8 protein-coding genes, 12 tRNA genes and 2 rRNA genes (1 of these 22 only partly in view) are annotated in these 14048 nt (G+C 47.9%); 19 read left to right on the top strand and 3 right to left on the bottom strand.

Annotated features, from left to right (window positions below):
• The 15 genes from AC0J5I_RS14955 to AC0J5I_RS14885 form a co-directional block, all read left to right on the top strand.
• Positions 1-2879, top strand: a 23S ribosomal RNA gene (locus AC0J5I_RS14955) (it extends 35 nt beyond the left edge of the window).
• A gap of 91 nt (positions 2880-2970) precedes the next feature.
• Positions 2971-3086: ribosomal RNA gene (rrf, locus tag AC0J5I_RS14950) — 5S ribosomal RNA — on the top strand.
• 10 nt (positions 3087-3096) lie between these two features.
• Positions 3097-3170 (top strand) — tRNA-Asn (locus tag AC0J5I_RS14945).
• A gap of 52 nt (positions 3171-3222) precedes the next feature.
• Positions 3223-3311, top strand: a tRNA-Ser gene (locus AC0J5I_RS14940).
• 24 nt (positions 3312-3335) lie between these two features.
• Positions 3336-3407: transfer RNA gene (locus tag AC0J5I_RS14935), tRNA-Glu, on the top strand.
• Positions 3408-3423: 16 nt separating this feature from the next.
• A tRNA-Val gene (locus AC0J5I_RS14930) sits at positions 3424-3496 on the top strand.
• A gap of 2 nt (positions 3497-3498) precedes the next feature.
• Positions 3499-3571, top strand: a tRNA-Asp gene (locus tag AC0J5I_RS14925).
• A gap of 18 nt (positions 3572-3589) precedes the next feature.
• A tRNA-Phe gene (locus tag AC0J5I_RS14920) sits at positions 3590-3662 on the top strand.
• A gap of 13 nt (positions 3663-3675) precedes the next feature.
• A tRNA-Tyr gene (locus AC0J5I_RS14915) sits at positions 3676-3756 on the top strand.
• Between the two features lie 32 nt (positions 3757-3788).
• Positions 3789-3859 (top strand) — tRNA-Trp (locus AC0J5I_RS14910).
• A 20-nt stretch (positions 3860-3879) separates the two neighbouring features.
• Positions 3880-3952, top strand: a tRNA-His gene (locus AC0J5I_RS14905).
• Between the two features lie 8 nt (positions 3953-3960).
• Positions 3961-4032, top strand: a tRNA-Gln gene (locus tag AC0J5I_RS14900).
• A gap of 32 nt (positions 4033-4064) precedes the next feature.
• Positions 4065-4135, top strand: a tRNA-Cys gene (locus tag AC0J5I_RS14895).
• Positions 4136-4180: 45 nt separating this feature from the next.
• Positions 4181-4264, top strand: a tRNA-Leu gene (locus AC0J5I_RS14890).
• A 164-nt stretch (positions 4265-4428) separates the two neighbouring features.
• Complete coding sequence (locus AC0J5I_RS14885) at positions 4429-4872, top strand: N-acetyltransferase family protein (RefSeq protein WP_475301611.1); 444 nt, start codon at positions 4429-4431, stop codon at positions 4870-4872.
• A gap of 123 nt (positions 4873-4995) precedes the next feature.
• On the opposite strand, the gene AC0J5I_RS14880 is transcribed toward AC0J5I_RS14885, so the two are convergent.
• Positions 4996-5880: a MurR/RpiR family transcriptional regulator gene (locus AC0J5I_RS14880; protein ID WP_475301607.1), complete on the bottom strand. Its 885-nt coding sequence runs from the start codon at positions 5878-5880 to the stop codon at positions 4996-4998.
• 252 nt (positions 5881-6132) lie between these two features.
• On the opposite strand from AC0J5I_RS14880, the gene AC0J5I_RS14875 reads away from it, so the two are divergent.
• The 3 genes from AC0J5I_RS14875 to AC0J5I_RS14865 all read left to right on the top strand — a co-directional run bounded on the left by AC0J5I_RS14875 (position 6133) and on the right by AC0J5I_RS14865 (position 10019).
• Positions 6133-8001, top strand: a complete 1869-nt coding sequence (locus AC0J5I_RS14875) for a beta-glucoside-specific PTS transporter subunit IIABC (RefSeq protein WP_475301604.1) — start codon at positions 6133-6135, stop codon at positions 7999-8001.
• An 18-nt stretch (positions 8002-8019) separates the two neighbouring features.
• Positions 8020-9489 carry a 6-phospho-beta-glucosidase gene (locus AC0J5I_RS14870; protein WP_475301600.1) on the top strand — a complete coding sequence of 490 codons (1470 nt, stop codon included), beginning with the start codon at positions 8020-8022 and terminating at the stop codon, positions 9487-9489.
• Between the two features lie 152 nt (positions 9490-9641).
• Positions 9642-10019 (top strand): MerR family transcriptional regulator, encoded by a 378-nt coding sequence (locus AC0J5I_RS14865; RefSeq protein WP_475301595.1) that lies wholly within the window; start codon positions 9642-9644, stop codon positions 10017-10019.
• 135 nt (positions 10020-10154) lie between these two features.
• Here the strand turns inward: AC0J5I_RS14865 and AC0J5I_RS14860 are convergent, their stop codons facing one another.
• Complete coding sequence (locus AC0J5I_RS14860; protein ID WP_475301591.1) at positions 10155-11921, bottom strand: 1-deoxy-D-xylulose-5-phosphate synthase; 1767 nt, start codon at positions 11919-11921, stop codon at positions 10155-10157.
• 35 nt (positions 11922-11956) lie between these two features.
• Positions 11957-12310 carry a MerR family transcriptional regulator gene (locus AC0J5I_RS14855; protein ID WP_475301589.1) on the bottom strand — a complete coding sequence of 118 codons (354 nt, stop codon included), beginning with the start codon at positions 12308-12310 and terminating at the stop codon, positions 11957-11959.
• Between the two features lie 173 nt (positions 12311-12483).
• Between AC0J5I_RS14855 and AC0J5I_RS14850 the strand changes: the two genes are divergently transcribed.
• A complete protein-coding gene (locus AC0J5I_RS14850) occupies positions 12484-13932 on the top strand; it encodes a glycoside hydrolase family 1 protein (protein ID WP_475301587.1) in 1449 nt (482 codons plus the stop codon).
• Positions 13933-14048 lie beyond the last annotated feature (116 nt).

Below are 14048 nucleotides of genomic sequence, written 5' to 3'. Positions count from 1 at the left end.
GCACTAGGAGCCGATGAAGGACGGGACTAACACCGATATGCTCCGGGGAGCTGTAAGTAAGCTTTGATCCGGAGATTTCCGAATGGGGCAACCCAATATCTTTGATAGGATATTACGTTACACTGAATACATAGGTGTATCGAGGAACACGCAGGGAACTGAAACATCTCATTACCTGCAGGAAGAGAAAGAAAATTCGATTCCCTTAGTAGCGGCGAGCGAAACGGGAAAAGCCCAAACCAAAGAGCTTGCTCTTTGGGGTTGTAGGACTGGGACATGAGACTGCAATGGATAGCAGAAGCCAACTGGAAAGTTGCGCAAAATAGGGTAATAGCCCCGTATGCGAAATCCAAATCAGCTCTACCAGTATCCTGAGTACGGCGGAACACGAGAAATTCCGTCGGAATCCGGGAGGACCATCTCCCAAGGCTAAATACTCCCTAGTGACCGATAGTGAACCAGTACCGTGAGGGAAAGGTGAAAAGCACCCCGGAAGGGGAGTGAAACAGTACCTGAAACCGTGTGCCTACAAGTAGTCAAAGCCCGTTAATGGGTGATGGCGTACCTTTTGTAGAATGGACCGGCGAGTTACGATTTCATGCAAGGTTAAGTTGCAAAGACGGAGCCGCAGCGAAAGCGAGTCTGAATAGGGCGAATAAGTATGAGGTCGTAGACCCGAAACCAAGTGACCTACCCATGTCCAGGTTGAAGGTGCGGTAATACGCACTGGAGGACCGAACCCACGCACGTTGAAAAGTGCGGGGATGAGGTGTGGGTAGCGGAGAAATTCCAATCGAACTTGGAGATAGCTGGTTCTCTCCGAAATAGCTTTAGGGCTAGCCTCGGATATGCGAATCATGGAGGTAGAGCACTGTTTGGACTAGGGGCCCTTCTCGGGTTACCGAATTCAGATAAACTCCGAATGCCATTGATTTAGATCCGGGAGTCAGACTGCGAGTGATAAGATCCGTAGTCAAAAGGGAAACAGCCCAGACCACCAGCTAAGGTCCCAAAGTATCTGTTAAGTGGAAAAGGATGTGGGGTTGCATAGACAACTAGGATGTTGGCTCAGAAGCAGCCATCATTTAAAGAGTGCGTAATAGCTCACTAGTCGAGTGACCCTGCGCCGAAAATTTACCGGGGCTAAACAGATCACCGAAGCTGTGGATGGAACCTTCGGGTTCCGTGGTAGGAGAGCGTTCTAAGGGCATCGAAGCCAGATCGTGAGGACTGGTGGAGCGCTTAGAAGTGAGAATGCCGGTATGAGTAGCGCAAGACGGGTGAGAATCCCGTCCACCGAATAACTAAGGTTTCCTGGGGAAGGCTCGTCCTCCCAGGGTTAGTCGGGACCTAAGCTGAGGCCGATAGGCGTAGGCGATGGACAACAGGTTGATATTCCTGTACCAGTTGCTTTTGTTTGAGCGATGGAGGGACGCAGGAGGCTAAGGAATGCACACGATCGGAAATGTGTGTCCAAGCAGCAAGTCTGAGAACGAGTGAAATGCTTTTTCTCTTAAGGACAAGCTGTGATGGGGAGCGAAATTTAGTAGCGAAGTTCCTGATGTCACACTGCCAAGAAAAGCTTCTAGTGAGAAAGTAACTGCCCGTACCGCAAACCGACACAGGTAGTTGAGGAGAGAATCCTAAGGTGTGCGAGAGAACTCTCGTTAAGGAACTCGGCAAAATGACCCCGTAACTTCGGGAGAAGGGGTGCTGACCGCAAGGTCAGCCGCAGTGAATAGGCCCAAGCGACTGTTTATCAAAAACACAGGTCTCTGCAAAATCGAAAGATGACGTATAGGGGCTGACGCCTGCCCGGTGCTGGAAGGTTAAGAGGAGAGGTTAGCGCAAGCGAAGCTTTGAATTGAAGCCCCAGTAAACGGCGGCCGTAACTATAACGGTCCTAAGGTAGCGAAATTCCTTGTCGGGTAAGTTCCGACCCGCACGAAAGGCGTAACGATTTGGGCACTGTCTCAACGAGAGACTCGGTGAAATTATAGTACCAGTGAAGATGCTGGTTACCCGCGACAGGACGGAAAGACCCCATGGAGCTTTACTGCAGTTTGATATTGCGTGTTTGTATCACATGTACAGGATAGGTAGGAGCCAATGATACCGGGACGCCAGTCTCGGAGGAGGCAACGGTGGGATACTACCCTTGTGATATGACCACTCTAACCCGCTGCTCTTAGCGAGCAGGGAGACAGTGTCAGACGGGCAGTTTGACTGGGGCGGTCGCCTCCAAAAATGTAACGGAGGCGCCCAAAGGTTCCCTCAGAATGGTTGGAAATCATTCGTAGAGTGTAAAGGCAGAAGGGAGCTTGACTGCGAGACCTACAAGTCGAGCAGGGACGAAAGTCGGGCTTAGTGATCCGGTGGTTCCGCATGGAAGGGCCATCGCTCAACGGATAAAAGCTACCCTGGGGATAACAGGCTTATCTCCCCCAAGAGTTCACATCGACGGGGAGGTTTGGCACCTCGATGTCGGCTCATCGCATCCTGGGGCTGTAGTCGGTCCCAAGGGTTGGGCTGTTCGCCCATTAAAGCGGTACGCGAGCTGGGTTCAGAACGTCGTGAGACAGTTCGGTCCCTATCCGTCGCGGGCGTTGGAAATTTGAGAGGAGCTGTCCTTAGTACGAGAGGACCGGGATGGACACACCGCTGGTGTACCAGTTGTTCTGCCAAGAGCATCGCTGGGTAGCTATGTGTGGACGGGATAAACGCTGAAAGCATCTAAGCGTGAAGCCCCCCTCAAGATGAGATTTCCCATCACTTTAAGTGAGTAAGACCCCTGAGAGATGATCAGGTAGATAGGTTGGGAGTGGAAGTACAGCGATGTATGGAGCGGACCAATACTAATCGGTCGAGGACTTAACCAATTTTTAAAAGATGAAAACTCAAGCGGTGTTTTCGGGTTCCCTTTAAATTTGTAGATTCAGTTTTGAGAGAACAACGTTCTCTTGAAAAATGTGCGGTGACGATGGCAAGAAGGTCACACCTGTTCCCATCTCGAACACAGAAGTTAAGCTTCTTAGCGCCGATTGTAGTGAAGGGTTTCCCTTTGTGAGAGTAGGACGTTGCCGCGCTTTTTGCTTTTCCGCAATAGCTCAGTTGGTAGTAGCGCATGACTGTTAATCATGATGTCGTAGGTTCGAGTCCTACTTGCGGAGTTTTTCGGTTAAGTCTCATGCATTTGATATGAATAAGATTTTATCGGAACTTGGAGAGTTGTCCGAGCGGCCGAAGGAGCACGATTGGAAATCGTGTAGGCGGGTTAAACTGTCTCAAGGGTTCGAATCCCTTACTCTCCGTATTCCCAATATAATAAATATCTTGGTCCGTTGGTCAAGCGGTTAAGACACCGCCCTTTCACGGCGGTAACACGGGTTCGATTCCCGTACGGATCATTATTACCAGCATTATGGAGGTTTAGCTCAGCTGGGAGAGCGTCTGCCTTACAAGCAGAATGTCGGCGGTTCGATCCCGTCAACCTCCATTGGTTCCGTGGTGTAGGGGTCAACATGCCTGCCTGTCACGCAGGAGATCGCGGGTTCAAATCCCGTCGGAGCCGTTTTTTAAATTTTATTTTGGTCTGATAGCTCAGTTGGTAGAGCACTTGATTGAAGCTCAAGGTGTCGGCGGTTCGAATCCGTCTCGGACCATTTTTTATATGTTGGAGGGATAGCGAAGTGGCTAAACGCGGCGGACTGTAAATCCGCTCTTTCGGGTTCGGCAGTTCGAATCTGCCTCCCTCCATTTTTTTGGATTAAATTTCAATTTCGCACCATAGGGGTATAGTTTAAAGGTAGAACTACGGTCTCCAAAACCGTCAGTGTGGGTTCAAGTCCTACTACCCCTGTTTTTTAAATTAATATCATGGCGATCGTGGCGAAGTGGTTAACGCACCGGTTTGTGGATCCGGCACTCGTGGGTTCAATTCCCATCGGTCGCCCTCTTTATTGGGCTATCGCCAAGCGGTAAGGCAACAGACTTTGACTCTGTCATTCGTTGGTTCGAATCCAGCTAGCCCAGTTTTTTCAAATATTTTCAAATAGCAACATCTCGGCGGTATAGCCAAGTGGTAAGGCACAGGTCTGCAAAACCTCTATCACCGGTTCAAATCCGGTTACCGCCTTTCCATAAGTACAAGTAAGATGGAAAATTGCATTCTTCATATCATGCCGGCGTGGCGGAATTGGCAGACGCGCTGGACTCAAAATCCAGTGCCCGCAAGGGCGTGCCGGTTCGACCCCGGCCGCCGGTATCATACAAATAAGCTTACGACGATGATTTCATCGTTGTAGGTTTATTTTTTTTGTATAGCGAATCGTGTTGTGGGTTATAATATAACCAGTGAATTTGTATGCGAAAGCGGGTAGGGTGATGGGTATCGTTATCAGGAAATATAGCAACAATGAATTGGTTGCTATGACTAGTATTTGGAATCATGTCGTTATCGAAGGCCAGTATTTCCCGCAAGAAAACGGCTTATCAATGAAGGAAGCGGCAGTCTTTTTCGCGGAACAGACGTTGACTGGCGTTGCGGAAGAGGATGGCGAAATAGTTGGTTTGTATATTCTTCATCCGAACAACATCGGACGTTGCGGCCACATCGCGAATGCCTCTTACGCTGTCAAGGATGACCAAAGAGGGAAGTGCATTGGCGAAAAACTTGTGGTGCATTCGTTGGAGGTGGCTAAGCAGGCAGGGTTCCGCATCATGCAGTTCAATGCTGTAGTAGCCGACAATAAGGGTGCAATCAGCCTTTACAAAAAGCTGGGTTTCAAAGAGTTGGGGACCATTCCGGGTGGCTTCAAAATGGACGATGGTACTTTTGTGGACATTATTCCGTTTTATCTGGAGTTAACCTGAGTCGAAATCGTGCAATTGGGTAGGGAAGAGCGAGACAGACTTCTCCTGAATATAAAAACTTTCGTCGCAATCAAGATAGATTCCGACGAAAGTTTTTTTTGCATCTATTACCAGGAAAGCAAATTATTCCTTCAGATCCATTTGTCTTATGCGGCGGGATTCTTCCAATTTTATCGAATTCTTTAGTTTATAGGTGTAGTTTTTTATATATTCTTTCGAGAAGAAGCAAGCATAGAGCACATTTAGAATGAACAGTATCGATTCTTCGGTAGAGAAATTGCTGATCTTTTTGTAGAGTCCCTCCCTGGAGGAAATGGTCAGAACGGTTTCGATCTCCTGTCTCATATAATTGTACCCATCGCTTGTTATACCGATGAGTTTCACACCTTTTGAATTCATATCCGGTATGAATTTCATCGGTTCCCGGGAGACATCATTTCCTGAGTACGAGATGACGATGGCGGCGTCCTTGTTGGTCAGGGAATAAGCGATTATACCGATTTCGCCAGGAGGAGCCACTTCGACAATTTTTCCGATCGTGGCCATTTTTCGTCGGAAAATTTCTGCCAGCAGGTTATTCGGGCTCATTCCCAGCACAACGATTCTGTTCGCGCTGATCAGTTTCCCTACAGCCTCTTCAAGAGCAGCGGTATCGATGCGGTCGGCGGTGTCATTGATGCTTTCGATTTGGACTGTGGAGATGTTTTGAATGATTTTCTGGAAAGAATCATTTTTGTCGAATGGGATATTGGGACTGATGGCGGAATAATGCTTCTCTTCATAGCGGATTTCTTCTATCAATGTCTTGATCAGTTCTTTCCAGCCGCTGAATCCCAGTGATTTTGCAAAACGGACCAAAGTCGCTTTCGATGAAAAGGTTTGTTTGGATATATCATTCATTGAATATTCGTTAAGGTCATCTTTGTTTTGGATTAAAAATTCAGCTATTTGCGAACGGGAGTCTTTATATAATATCGTATAGTCTTCGATTTTTTGAATAAGTTTCATGGAAGAACCTCCAGTGGCATTTATTTTCTACAGTAACAGTATGCTCCAGAAAGTATTATATCAGAAAGCTTCTGCAGTTATGAAATTTTATGAAAACGTTTCGCATTATTTCGCGTATTCCAATGAAGTTGGTTGTTTCCGCGAAACGCTGTTCCGACTTGGCTTCAATGTATTGTAAGCGCTCCTCTCAAGAAGTATAGTCGATATGTAAAGCGAAAGCGCGCTATTCAAAAAAAGAGAGGGGTTTCCCAGATGAGCAAAAAGTATGAACAGTTAGCCAAAGACATCGTTGGATTGGTTGGAGGAGAGAAAAATGTCCGCAATCTGATTCATTGTCAGACCAGACTTCGTTTTGATCTTTATGAGGCATCAAAAGCAAATGTTGCGGAATTGAAAGCATTGAACGGAGTTGCGGGTGTCATCAACAGCGGAGGGCAATTTCAGGTTGTGATCGGCACGCATGTCAGCGAGGTATATGATGAAATGCAGTCATTGTCGGGTGTAATGACCGAGTCTGTCGCCGCTTCGGAAAACGAAAAGAAAAATGTGGCCCTTATGGCTGTCGAATTCATTTCTTCAGCATTCACCCCAATCATCCCTGCGATAAGTGGAGCCGGTATGATCAGAGCTTTGCTTGCATTATTGGTATTATTCAAAGTTATCTCCAATGAGAGCCAAACGTATTTCGTAATCAATTTTATGGCGGATGCTGTTTTCTATTTCCTGCCGTTCCTGTTGGCTTCCACTGCGGCCAGAAAATTGAAATGCAGTCCTTATCTTGCGATGGCTTTAGCCGGTGTGCTGCTGCACCCGAATATGGCAAGATTGATCACGGAAGGGAATCCAGTGGAAATCTTTGCTATGCCGATGCGTCTGGTGAATTACGGATCCAGCGTTATTCCGATTTTGCTAATCGTGATCGTTCAATCTTATATCGAAAAATTCTTTAATCGCGTGATTCCAAATGCAGTCAAGATCGTGTTTGTTCCGATGTTCACGATATTGTTGACGGGTATCGTGGCATTGGTAGCTGTCGGACCGATCGGATCATATGCTGGTGAATTTATCGCTTTAGGCTTTGAAATCATCCGGGGCGTGGCTCCTTGGGCACCTGCGGTCATTGTCGGAACACTTTTGCCGATCATGGTTATGTTCGGTATCCACACAAGCGTCGGCCCGCTGGATGTCATCCAGTTGACTTCTGTGGGATATGCAAATATTTTTGGGCCGGGTGCGATGGTTTCGAATATCGCGACAGGCGTTGCCGCACTGGTCACTAGCCGTGTAACCAAGGTCCAGTCCGAGAAGTTGCTGGGTACGTCAGCAGGGATCACTGCGTTGATGGGGATCACCGAGCCCGCGTTGTACGGTATCGCTTTGCCGAAGAAATATCCGCTGATCGCAACGATGATCGGTGGGGGCGCGGGTGGATTGTATGCTGGTTTGAGCGGCGCTTCGAGATATGCGACAGGTTCATCCGGTTTGCCGGCGATTCCTTTGTACATCGGGGAAGATATTTCCAACTTGTACAATATCCTCATTGCAATCGCAATCAGTGCAGTAACGACAGCCATCGCAACCTACCTGCTGAGTTTGAAATATGAGAAAGCGGCTGTGGTAGTTGGCGAAGCGAATGAAACCACAGCGACTCAAACGATCCAAGTTGCATCTGTCAGCATCAACAGTCCAATCAACGGAGAAATGTTGACGTTATCTGAAGTGCAGGATGAAGCTTTTTCTGAAGGAATGTTGGGTAAAGGCGTAGCCTTTGAACCTATTGAAGGAAAAGTTATTGCGCCTTTCGACGGTGAAGTAGTCAGTCTGTTCCCGACAAAGCATGCCATCGGTCTTCTGTCCAATGATGGCGTGGAACTGCTGATCCATGTAGGCTTGAACACCGTTGAATTGAACGGGAAATTTTTCGAAGCACATGTCAAGCAAGGGGATAAAATCAAGAAAGGTCAGACTTTGTTGACCTTCGATCTGGAAAGCATCCGCGAAGCCGGTTACGTGACCCAAACACCAGTGGTCGTAACGAATGCAGGCAACTACAGCGACGTGAAACACGATGCTCTGGGAATTAAAAATAGCAACAATGTGATGCTGACGGTTCACATTTAATCAGGAGGAATTTAAAGTATGGTATTACCAAAAGATTTTTTATGGGGCGGAGCAAGTGCCGCCAATCAGGCAGAAGGAGGCGTCCTTGAAGGCGGGAGAGGGCTATCGAACGTTGATGTTATGCCGACCGGACCAGATCGCAAGCTGATTGCGGCCGGCAAGCAAAAAATGCTGGAGTGGGATGAGGAGCATTATTATCCCGCAAAAGAGGGGATCGATATGTACCATCGCTATAAGGAAGACATCAAACTGTTCGCAGAAATGGGATTCAAAGTTTATCGGATGTCCTTATCCTGGTCCAGAATTTTTCCGAACGGCGACGATCAGGAGCCGAATGAGGAAGGATTGCGCTTTTACGAAGAGGTTTTCAAGGAACTGCGGAAGTATGACATCGAACCTTTAGTCACGATCGCTCATTTCGATGTGCCTTTGCATCTCATCAAACAATATGGCTCATGGCGTAACCGCGAATTGATTGCTTTTTACACCAAATATGCAAGAACCGTGTTGACGCGTTATAAAGGATTGGTGAATTACTGGCTGACGATCAATGAGATCAATATTCTGCTCCACCAACCTTTCGTAGGCGGCGGCATAGTATTTGAAGAGGGCGAGAACGAAAATCAAGTCAAATATCAGGCTGCCCATCATCAGTTGGTCGCCAGTGCAGCCGCCACTAAGATCGCACATGAGATCGATCCGAAAAACAAAGTGGGCTGCATGTTGGCCGGTGGGAATCATTATCCCTACATGTGCCGCCCGGAAGACTATAAGGAAGCGATCGACCGCGACCGTGAAGGCTATTTCTTCATCGATGTCCAGGCGCGCGGGAAATACCCTAATTATGCCCTGAAAAAGTTTGAGCGGGAAGGCTTGGAGATCATGATGGAGCCGGAGGACAAAGACATCCTGGCTTCTGCGCCGGTGGATTTCGTTTCCTTCTCATACTACTCCTCTCGGACAGTCAGCGCCTACGCCGAGGATTATCAACAAACGACCGGTAACATCTTTGCGACCATCAAGAATCCGAACTTGCCTTCTTCCGAGTGGGGTTGGCAAATCGATCCGATGGGTCTGCGCAATTCATTGAACCAAATGTATGACCGCTATCAGAAGCCACTGTTCATCGTTGAAAACGGGTTGGGCGCGGTCGATGTACCTGATGAGAATGGTTTCGTGGATGATGAATACCGGATCGATTATCTGCGTAAGCATATCGAAGCTTTCACAGATGCCGTCGAAATCGATGGGGTCGAGTTGCTGGGCTATACGACTTGGGGCTGTGTCGACCTGGTAGCCGCCAGCACTGGTCAAATGAGCAAGCGTTATGGGTTCGTCCATGTAGACCGCGATGATGAAGGCAACGGTACTCTGGAAAGGTCCAAGAAAAAATCATTCTACTGGTACAAGAAAGTGATCGAAACGAACGGTTTGGACTTGTCCAGCGACAACCTGGAAATTCCAACGGCAGCAACAGTTGCTCTGTAGGTAATTCCGAGGCATAAATTTAAATTTTCCTATATATGATCAAAAAAAGAAGTCTGAAAGAAACCACTGTGGGTGGGAGATCTTTCAGACTTCTTTTGGCGCCAACCTTGTCCTTTTGTTGTATACTGTATGCGAGAAAGGGTGATGAAGTTATGAATATATCTGAAGCAGTAAAAATTACAGGACTAACAGCCGCGACGCTGCGTTATTATGAAAGTGAAGGCCTGATCCCTCCGGTTACCCGGAAAAATGGCGGGGTACGGGATTATCAACAGGATGATCTTGGTTGGATCGATTTCATCAAATGCATGCGAAGTGCGGGAATGTCGGTCGATTCGCTGATCGAGTATACGACATTGTTCAGAAATGGGACGCAATCGGATGAAGCGCGCAAAAATATTTTGATCAGGGAAAGAGATCAACTGCTTGTCAAACAGAAGGAAATCAGTGAAACGATCGAAAGGCTGAACGGAAAAATCAAAAGCTTCGAAGGCAATCTGAAGGATTCTGAGGAAAGCCTGTCCCATTAAAATGTTAGCCATTCCGACTTGAGTTGCGTTAACCGAACGGAGTGACTTCCGAATAAGCTAAAAAATCATCCAAGCAAACGCTGATGAGCAACGTCTGCTTGCATGGTTTTGTTGTTTCATCAAATAATAATCAGTCTATGTCAATGTATCCAGGATGTCCCGTACAATCCATTCAGGTGTCAGATGGAATTCTTCATAGAGTGTTTCAAGCGGAACATTGTCCGTGAATGCTTTTTTCGCGCCGAAGTTCAAAACTTTGACAGCTGAGGCCCCATAGAAGGAAGCAATCTGTTCGCCGAAGCCTCCAGCCAAGGAACCATCCTCAAGTGTTACGATCAGCTTATGGGTTGCTGCCAGTTCCTTCAGCGTATCTGCATCGACCTCGGTGATGGAACGCGGATTGATCACGGTGATGTCCTCACCGGTTTCAGCCTTCATTTGCTCAGCGACTCGTTCGCCGAGGGAAAGGAAAGAACCCAATGCCAGGACTGCCACTCGTTTGCCTTTCCGGATTATTTCATAAGTTGGCGATTGGAAGTCGGCCAGTGTATTTTCTCTGGATATGACGGGTCCGTTCGGCAATCGGATGGCGATCGGTCCTTTTTCCTGGTGCAGAGCCCAATCCAGCATCGCAAGCAGTTCTTCCTTGCTTGTCGGCGCAAGATAGTTGAAATTAGGGATGCTCTTGATCAATGGAATGTCGAACAGTCCCAGATGCGTTACCGCTCCGCCAGATATATTCCCGCCGCCGATGATCAGGACAGCCGGCAATTCATTGATGGCCAAATCGTGTGATAGTTGGTCATAGGCTCGTTGCAGGAAGGTGCTCGAATGGAAGACGACCGGTTTTACGCCTTGCGAAGCCAAGCCTGCGGCGAATGTGATCGAGTGACCTTCCGCGATGCCGACATCGAAATAATGCTCTGGATGCGCGGCTTTGAACGCATTCAGGCCGAACATTCCCGGTATGGCCGCATTGATGGCAGCCAGCTTCATTTCATCCTCATCGACTTTTTTGATTAGATGATCCATGATGATGGAATTGTAAGATTCCCCGGCAGACTTTCTCAAGCTTTCGCCTGTTTCCAGGTTGAAAGGAGACCGCCAGTGGTAGTTCGTTTTTTCCTGAGTGGCTTTTTCGTAGCCGTGGCCTTTTTCGGTGTGGACATGGAGCACAAGTGGATGGTCAAAGTCCTTGATTTCGCGGAAGGTTTCGATCATTTTCGCCAAATCGTTTCCTTCCTCGACGTAGCGGTACTCGAAGCCCAGTGCTTTGAAAGGATTGTTGGCGGCTTCCCCATTTGTCGCACGCAGCTCGGCCAAGGAACGGTAGAGGCCGCCGAAATTCTCATCGATGGACATTTCATTGTCGTTGACGATAACGATAAGATTGGACCCCAATTCTGCAGCGTTGTTCAGACCTTCGAAGGCCAGCCCACCGCTCAAGGAACCGTCCCCGATCAAGGCAACGACATTTCCTGTTTCTTTCTTCAGATCCCTTGCTTTAGCCATGCCGACAGCGAGGCTGATGGATGTGGAGGTATGCCCCACCGTGAAGAAATCGTGTTCGCTTTCGTGCTGGGAAGTGTAGCCTGTGACGGAATGGAAGTTTTCTTTGTCGACGAAGCCGTGTTTGCGTCCGGTAAGAATTTTGTGAGGGTAGGACTGATGGGAAACATCCCAGACGATTTTGTCCGTTGGTGAATCAAAAATATGGTGGAAGGCAATCGTCAATTCGGCAACGCCAAGGTTCGGTCCGACGTGGCCGCTGACTTGGCTGACTTTGTTCAATACAAGAGACCTGATTTCTCCAGCCAATTGTTCCATCTCAACGAGGTTCAGTGTCTTCACGTCTGCGGGACTGTTCACTTTGTCTATGATTGTTGTTTGTAATGTATGCAAATCAAAATCGCTCCTTTTGGTTGTATGTGTAGTTCTCAAGAATGATCCTGCTCGTAGTATTCTATTTTCTTGTTCAGTTTTTCCAGTGTTTTTCCTAGTTCGTTGTAACGTTCTTCCATTTTTTTCTGTTCTTCGATCAGGATTTCCTTCCTGGCAACGACGGTATCCTTTCCCTGATTGAACAAAGCCGTGTATTCGATCAAGGATTCGATCGACAAGCCGGCATTGCGCATGCACTTGATGAAATCGATCCATCCAAGATCGGATTCTTCATACAACCGGACGCCGCCGTTGCCCCTAGTCACGGGCGGGATCAAGCCGATCCGTTCGTAATAGCGCAAGGTTACCGCTGTCAGTCCTGATTTTTCTGCTGCTTCTGAAATATTCATGCTTTTCACCTCCAGATTGGTAAATGTTTTTATGGACTCAGCATACAACTTAAAGTGAAGGTTAAGTCAAGCAAATTTTCAAATGGATAAAATTTCCTATTCCCTGTTGACTTAAAGTCAAGGTTAAGTGGTAGAGTTGAGTCAGTAAAACGAATGAAAAAAAGGGGGAAGTTATGATGAGTTTCAAAAAGGATTTTCTTTGGGGCGGAGCGACTGCCGCAAATCAGTGTGAAGGAGCTTTCGATGCAGACGGGAAAGGTCCGTCCGTTGCGGATGCGATGCCGGGCGGGAAGCAACGTTTCGCCATCTTGAATTCGCAGGAATTCGACTGGACAATCGACAAGGGGAAATATGGCTATCCGAACCATGTCGGGATTGATCACTACAATCGTTTCAAGGAAGATATAGCCTTATTCGCTGAAATGGGCTTCAAAGCCTACCGCTTTTCAATCGCTTGGAGCCGGATTTTCCCGTTAGGTGATGAGGAGACACCGAATGAAAAAGGCTTGGAATTCTACGGAGAACTGATCGATGAGTGCTTGAAATTCGGGATCGAACCAGTCATTACTCTATCCCACTACGAAATGCCGCTTTATCTGGCGAAGGAATACGGTGGCTGGAAAAATCGTAAGATTGTTGGCTTCTTCGAACGTTACGCTAAAGTCGTTCTGGAACGTTTTGCATCAAAAGTTAAATATTGGATGACATTCAATGAAATCAATTCGGCGTTGGAATTTCCGACATTGTCGCAAGGGCTGATCCCGAGCACGGGTTCGGATGACTTCACGAACCGTTTTCAGGCTTGGCACCATCAATTCGTCGCAAGCGCTCTTGCTGTAAAGATCGGCCATGAGCTGCGTGAAGACATCCAAATCGGCTGCATGCAGATTTATGCGCCATTCTATCCATTGAATGCGCACCCGCAAAACCAATTTTCTTCGCAATTCAAAGAGAGGGCTTTCGACTACTTCACAAGCGATGTGCAAGTAAGAGGGGCTTATCCGACTTACACGAACCGTCTGCTGCAGGAATATGATGCCGAAGCACCGGTCATGGAGGAAGGCGATCTGGACCTGATCAAAAATTATACGGTTGATTACATCGGCTTCAGTTACTACATGAGCATGGCGACTGATGAAGTCGGAGAACGGGGCGAAAGTGATGCAGCCTCAGGCAACCTGATGAACGGCGTCAGAAATCCGTTCCTGAAAGCGAGCGAATGGGGCTGGCAGATCGATCCGATGGGCTTGCGCATTTCCATGAATGATCTTTGGGATCGTTATCAAGTGCCGTTGTTCATCGTCGAAAACGGCCTTGGTGCAAAGGACGTCAAGGAAGCGGACGGTTCTGTAAAGGACGATTACCGCATCGACTATCTGAAGGAACACATCCAGGCGATGCATGAAGCCGTGCTGGATGGGGTGGACCTGATCGGCTACACACCTTGGGGCTGCATCGACCTTGTGTCCGCATCCACCGGCGAGATGAGCAAACGCTACGGCTTCATCTATGTGGACCTGGATGATGAGGGCAATGGTACATTGGAACGTTCAAAGAAAAAATCCTTCGACTGGTACAAAGAAGTGATTGCCACGAACGGGGAAAACATATTGGCGGATTAAGGGTCAGAGAATTTGATGAGATGATCCTCAGCTCCGGTCAGAGGGGTGCTCCCCGGAGTACGAAGGTAACTTTCAGAAGCACCTACGACGAGGCTCTCCCCAACGGAGATGGCAAC

The sequence above is a fragment of the Trichococcus sp. TS_SC_9 genome, from assembly GCF_056156325.1.
Note: the sequence above shows the minus strand (reverse complement) of the source record. Positions and strands in the feature narration are given on the sequence as shown.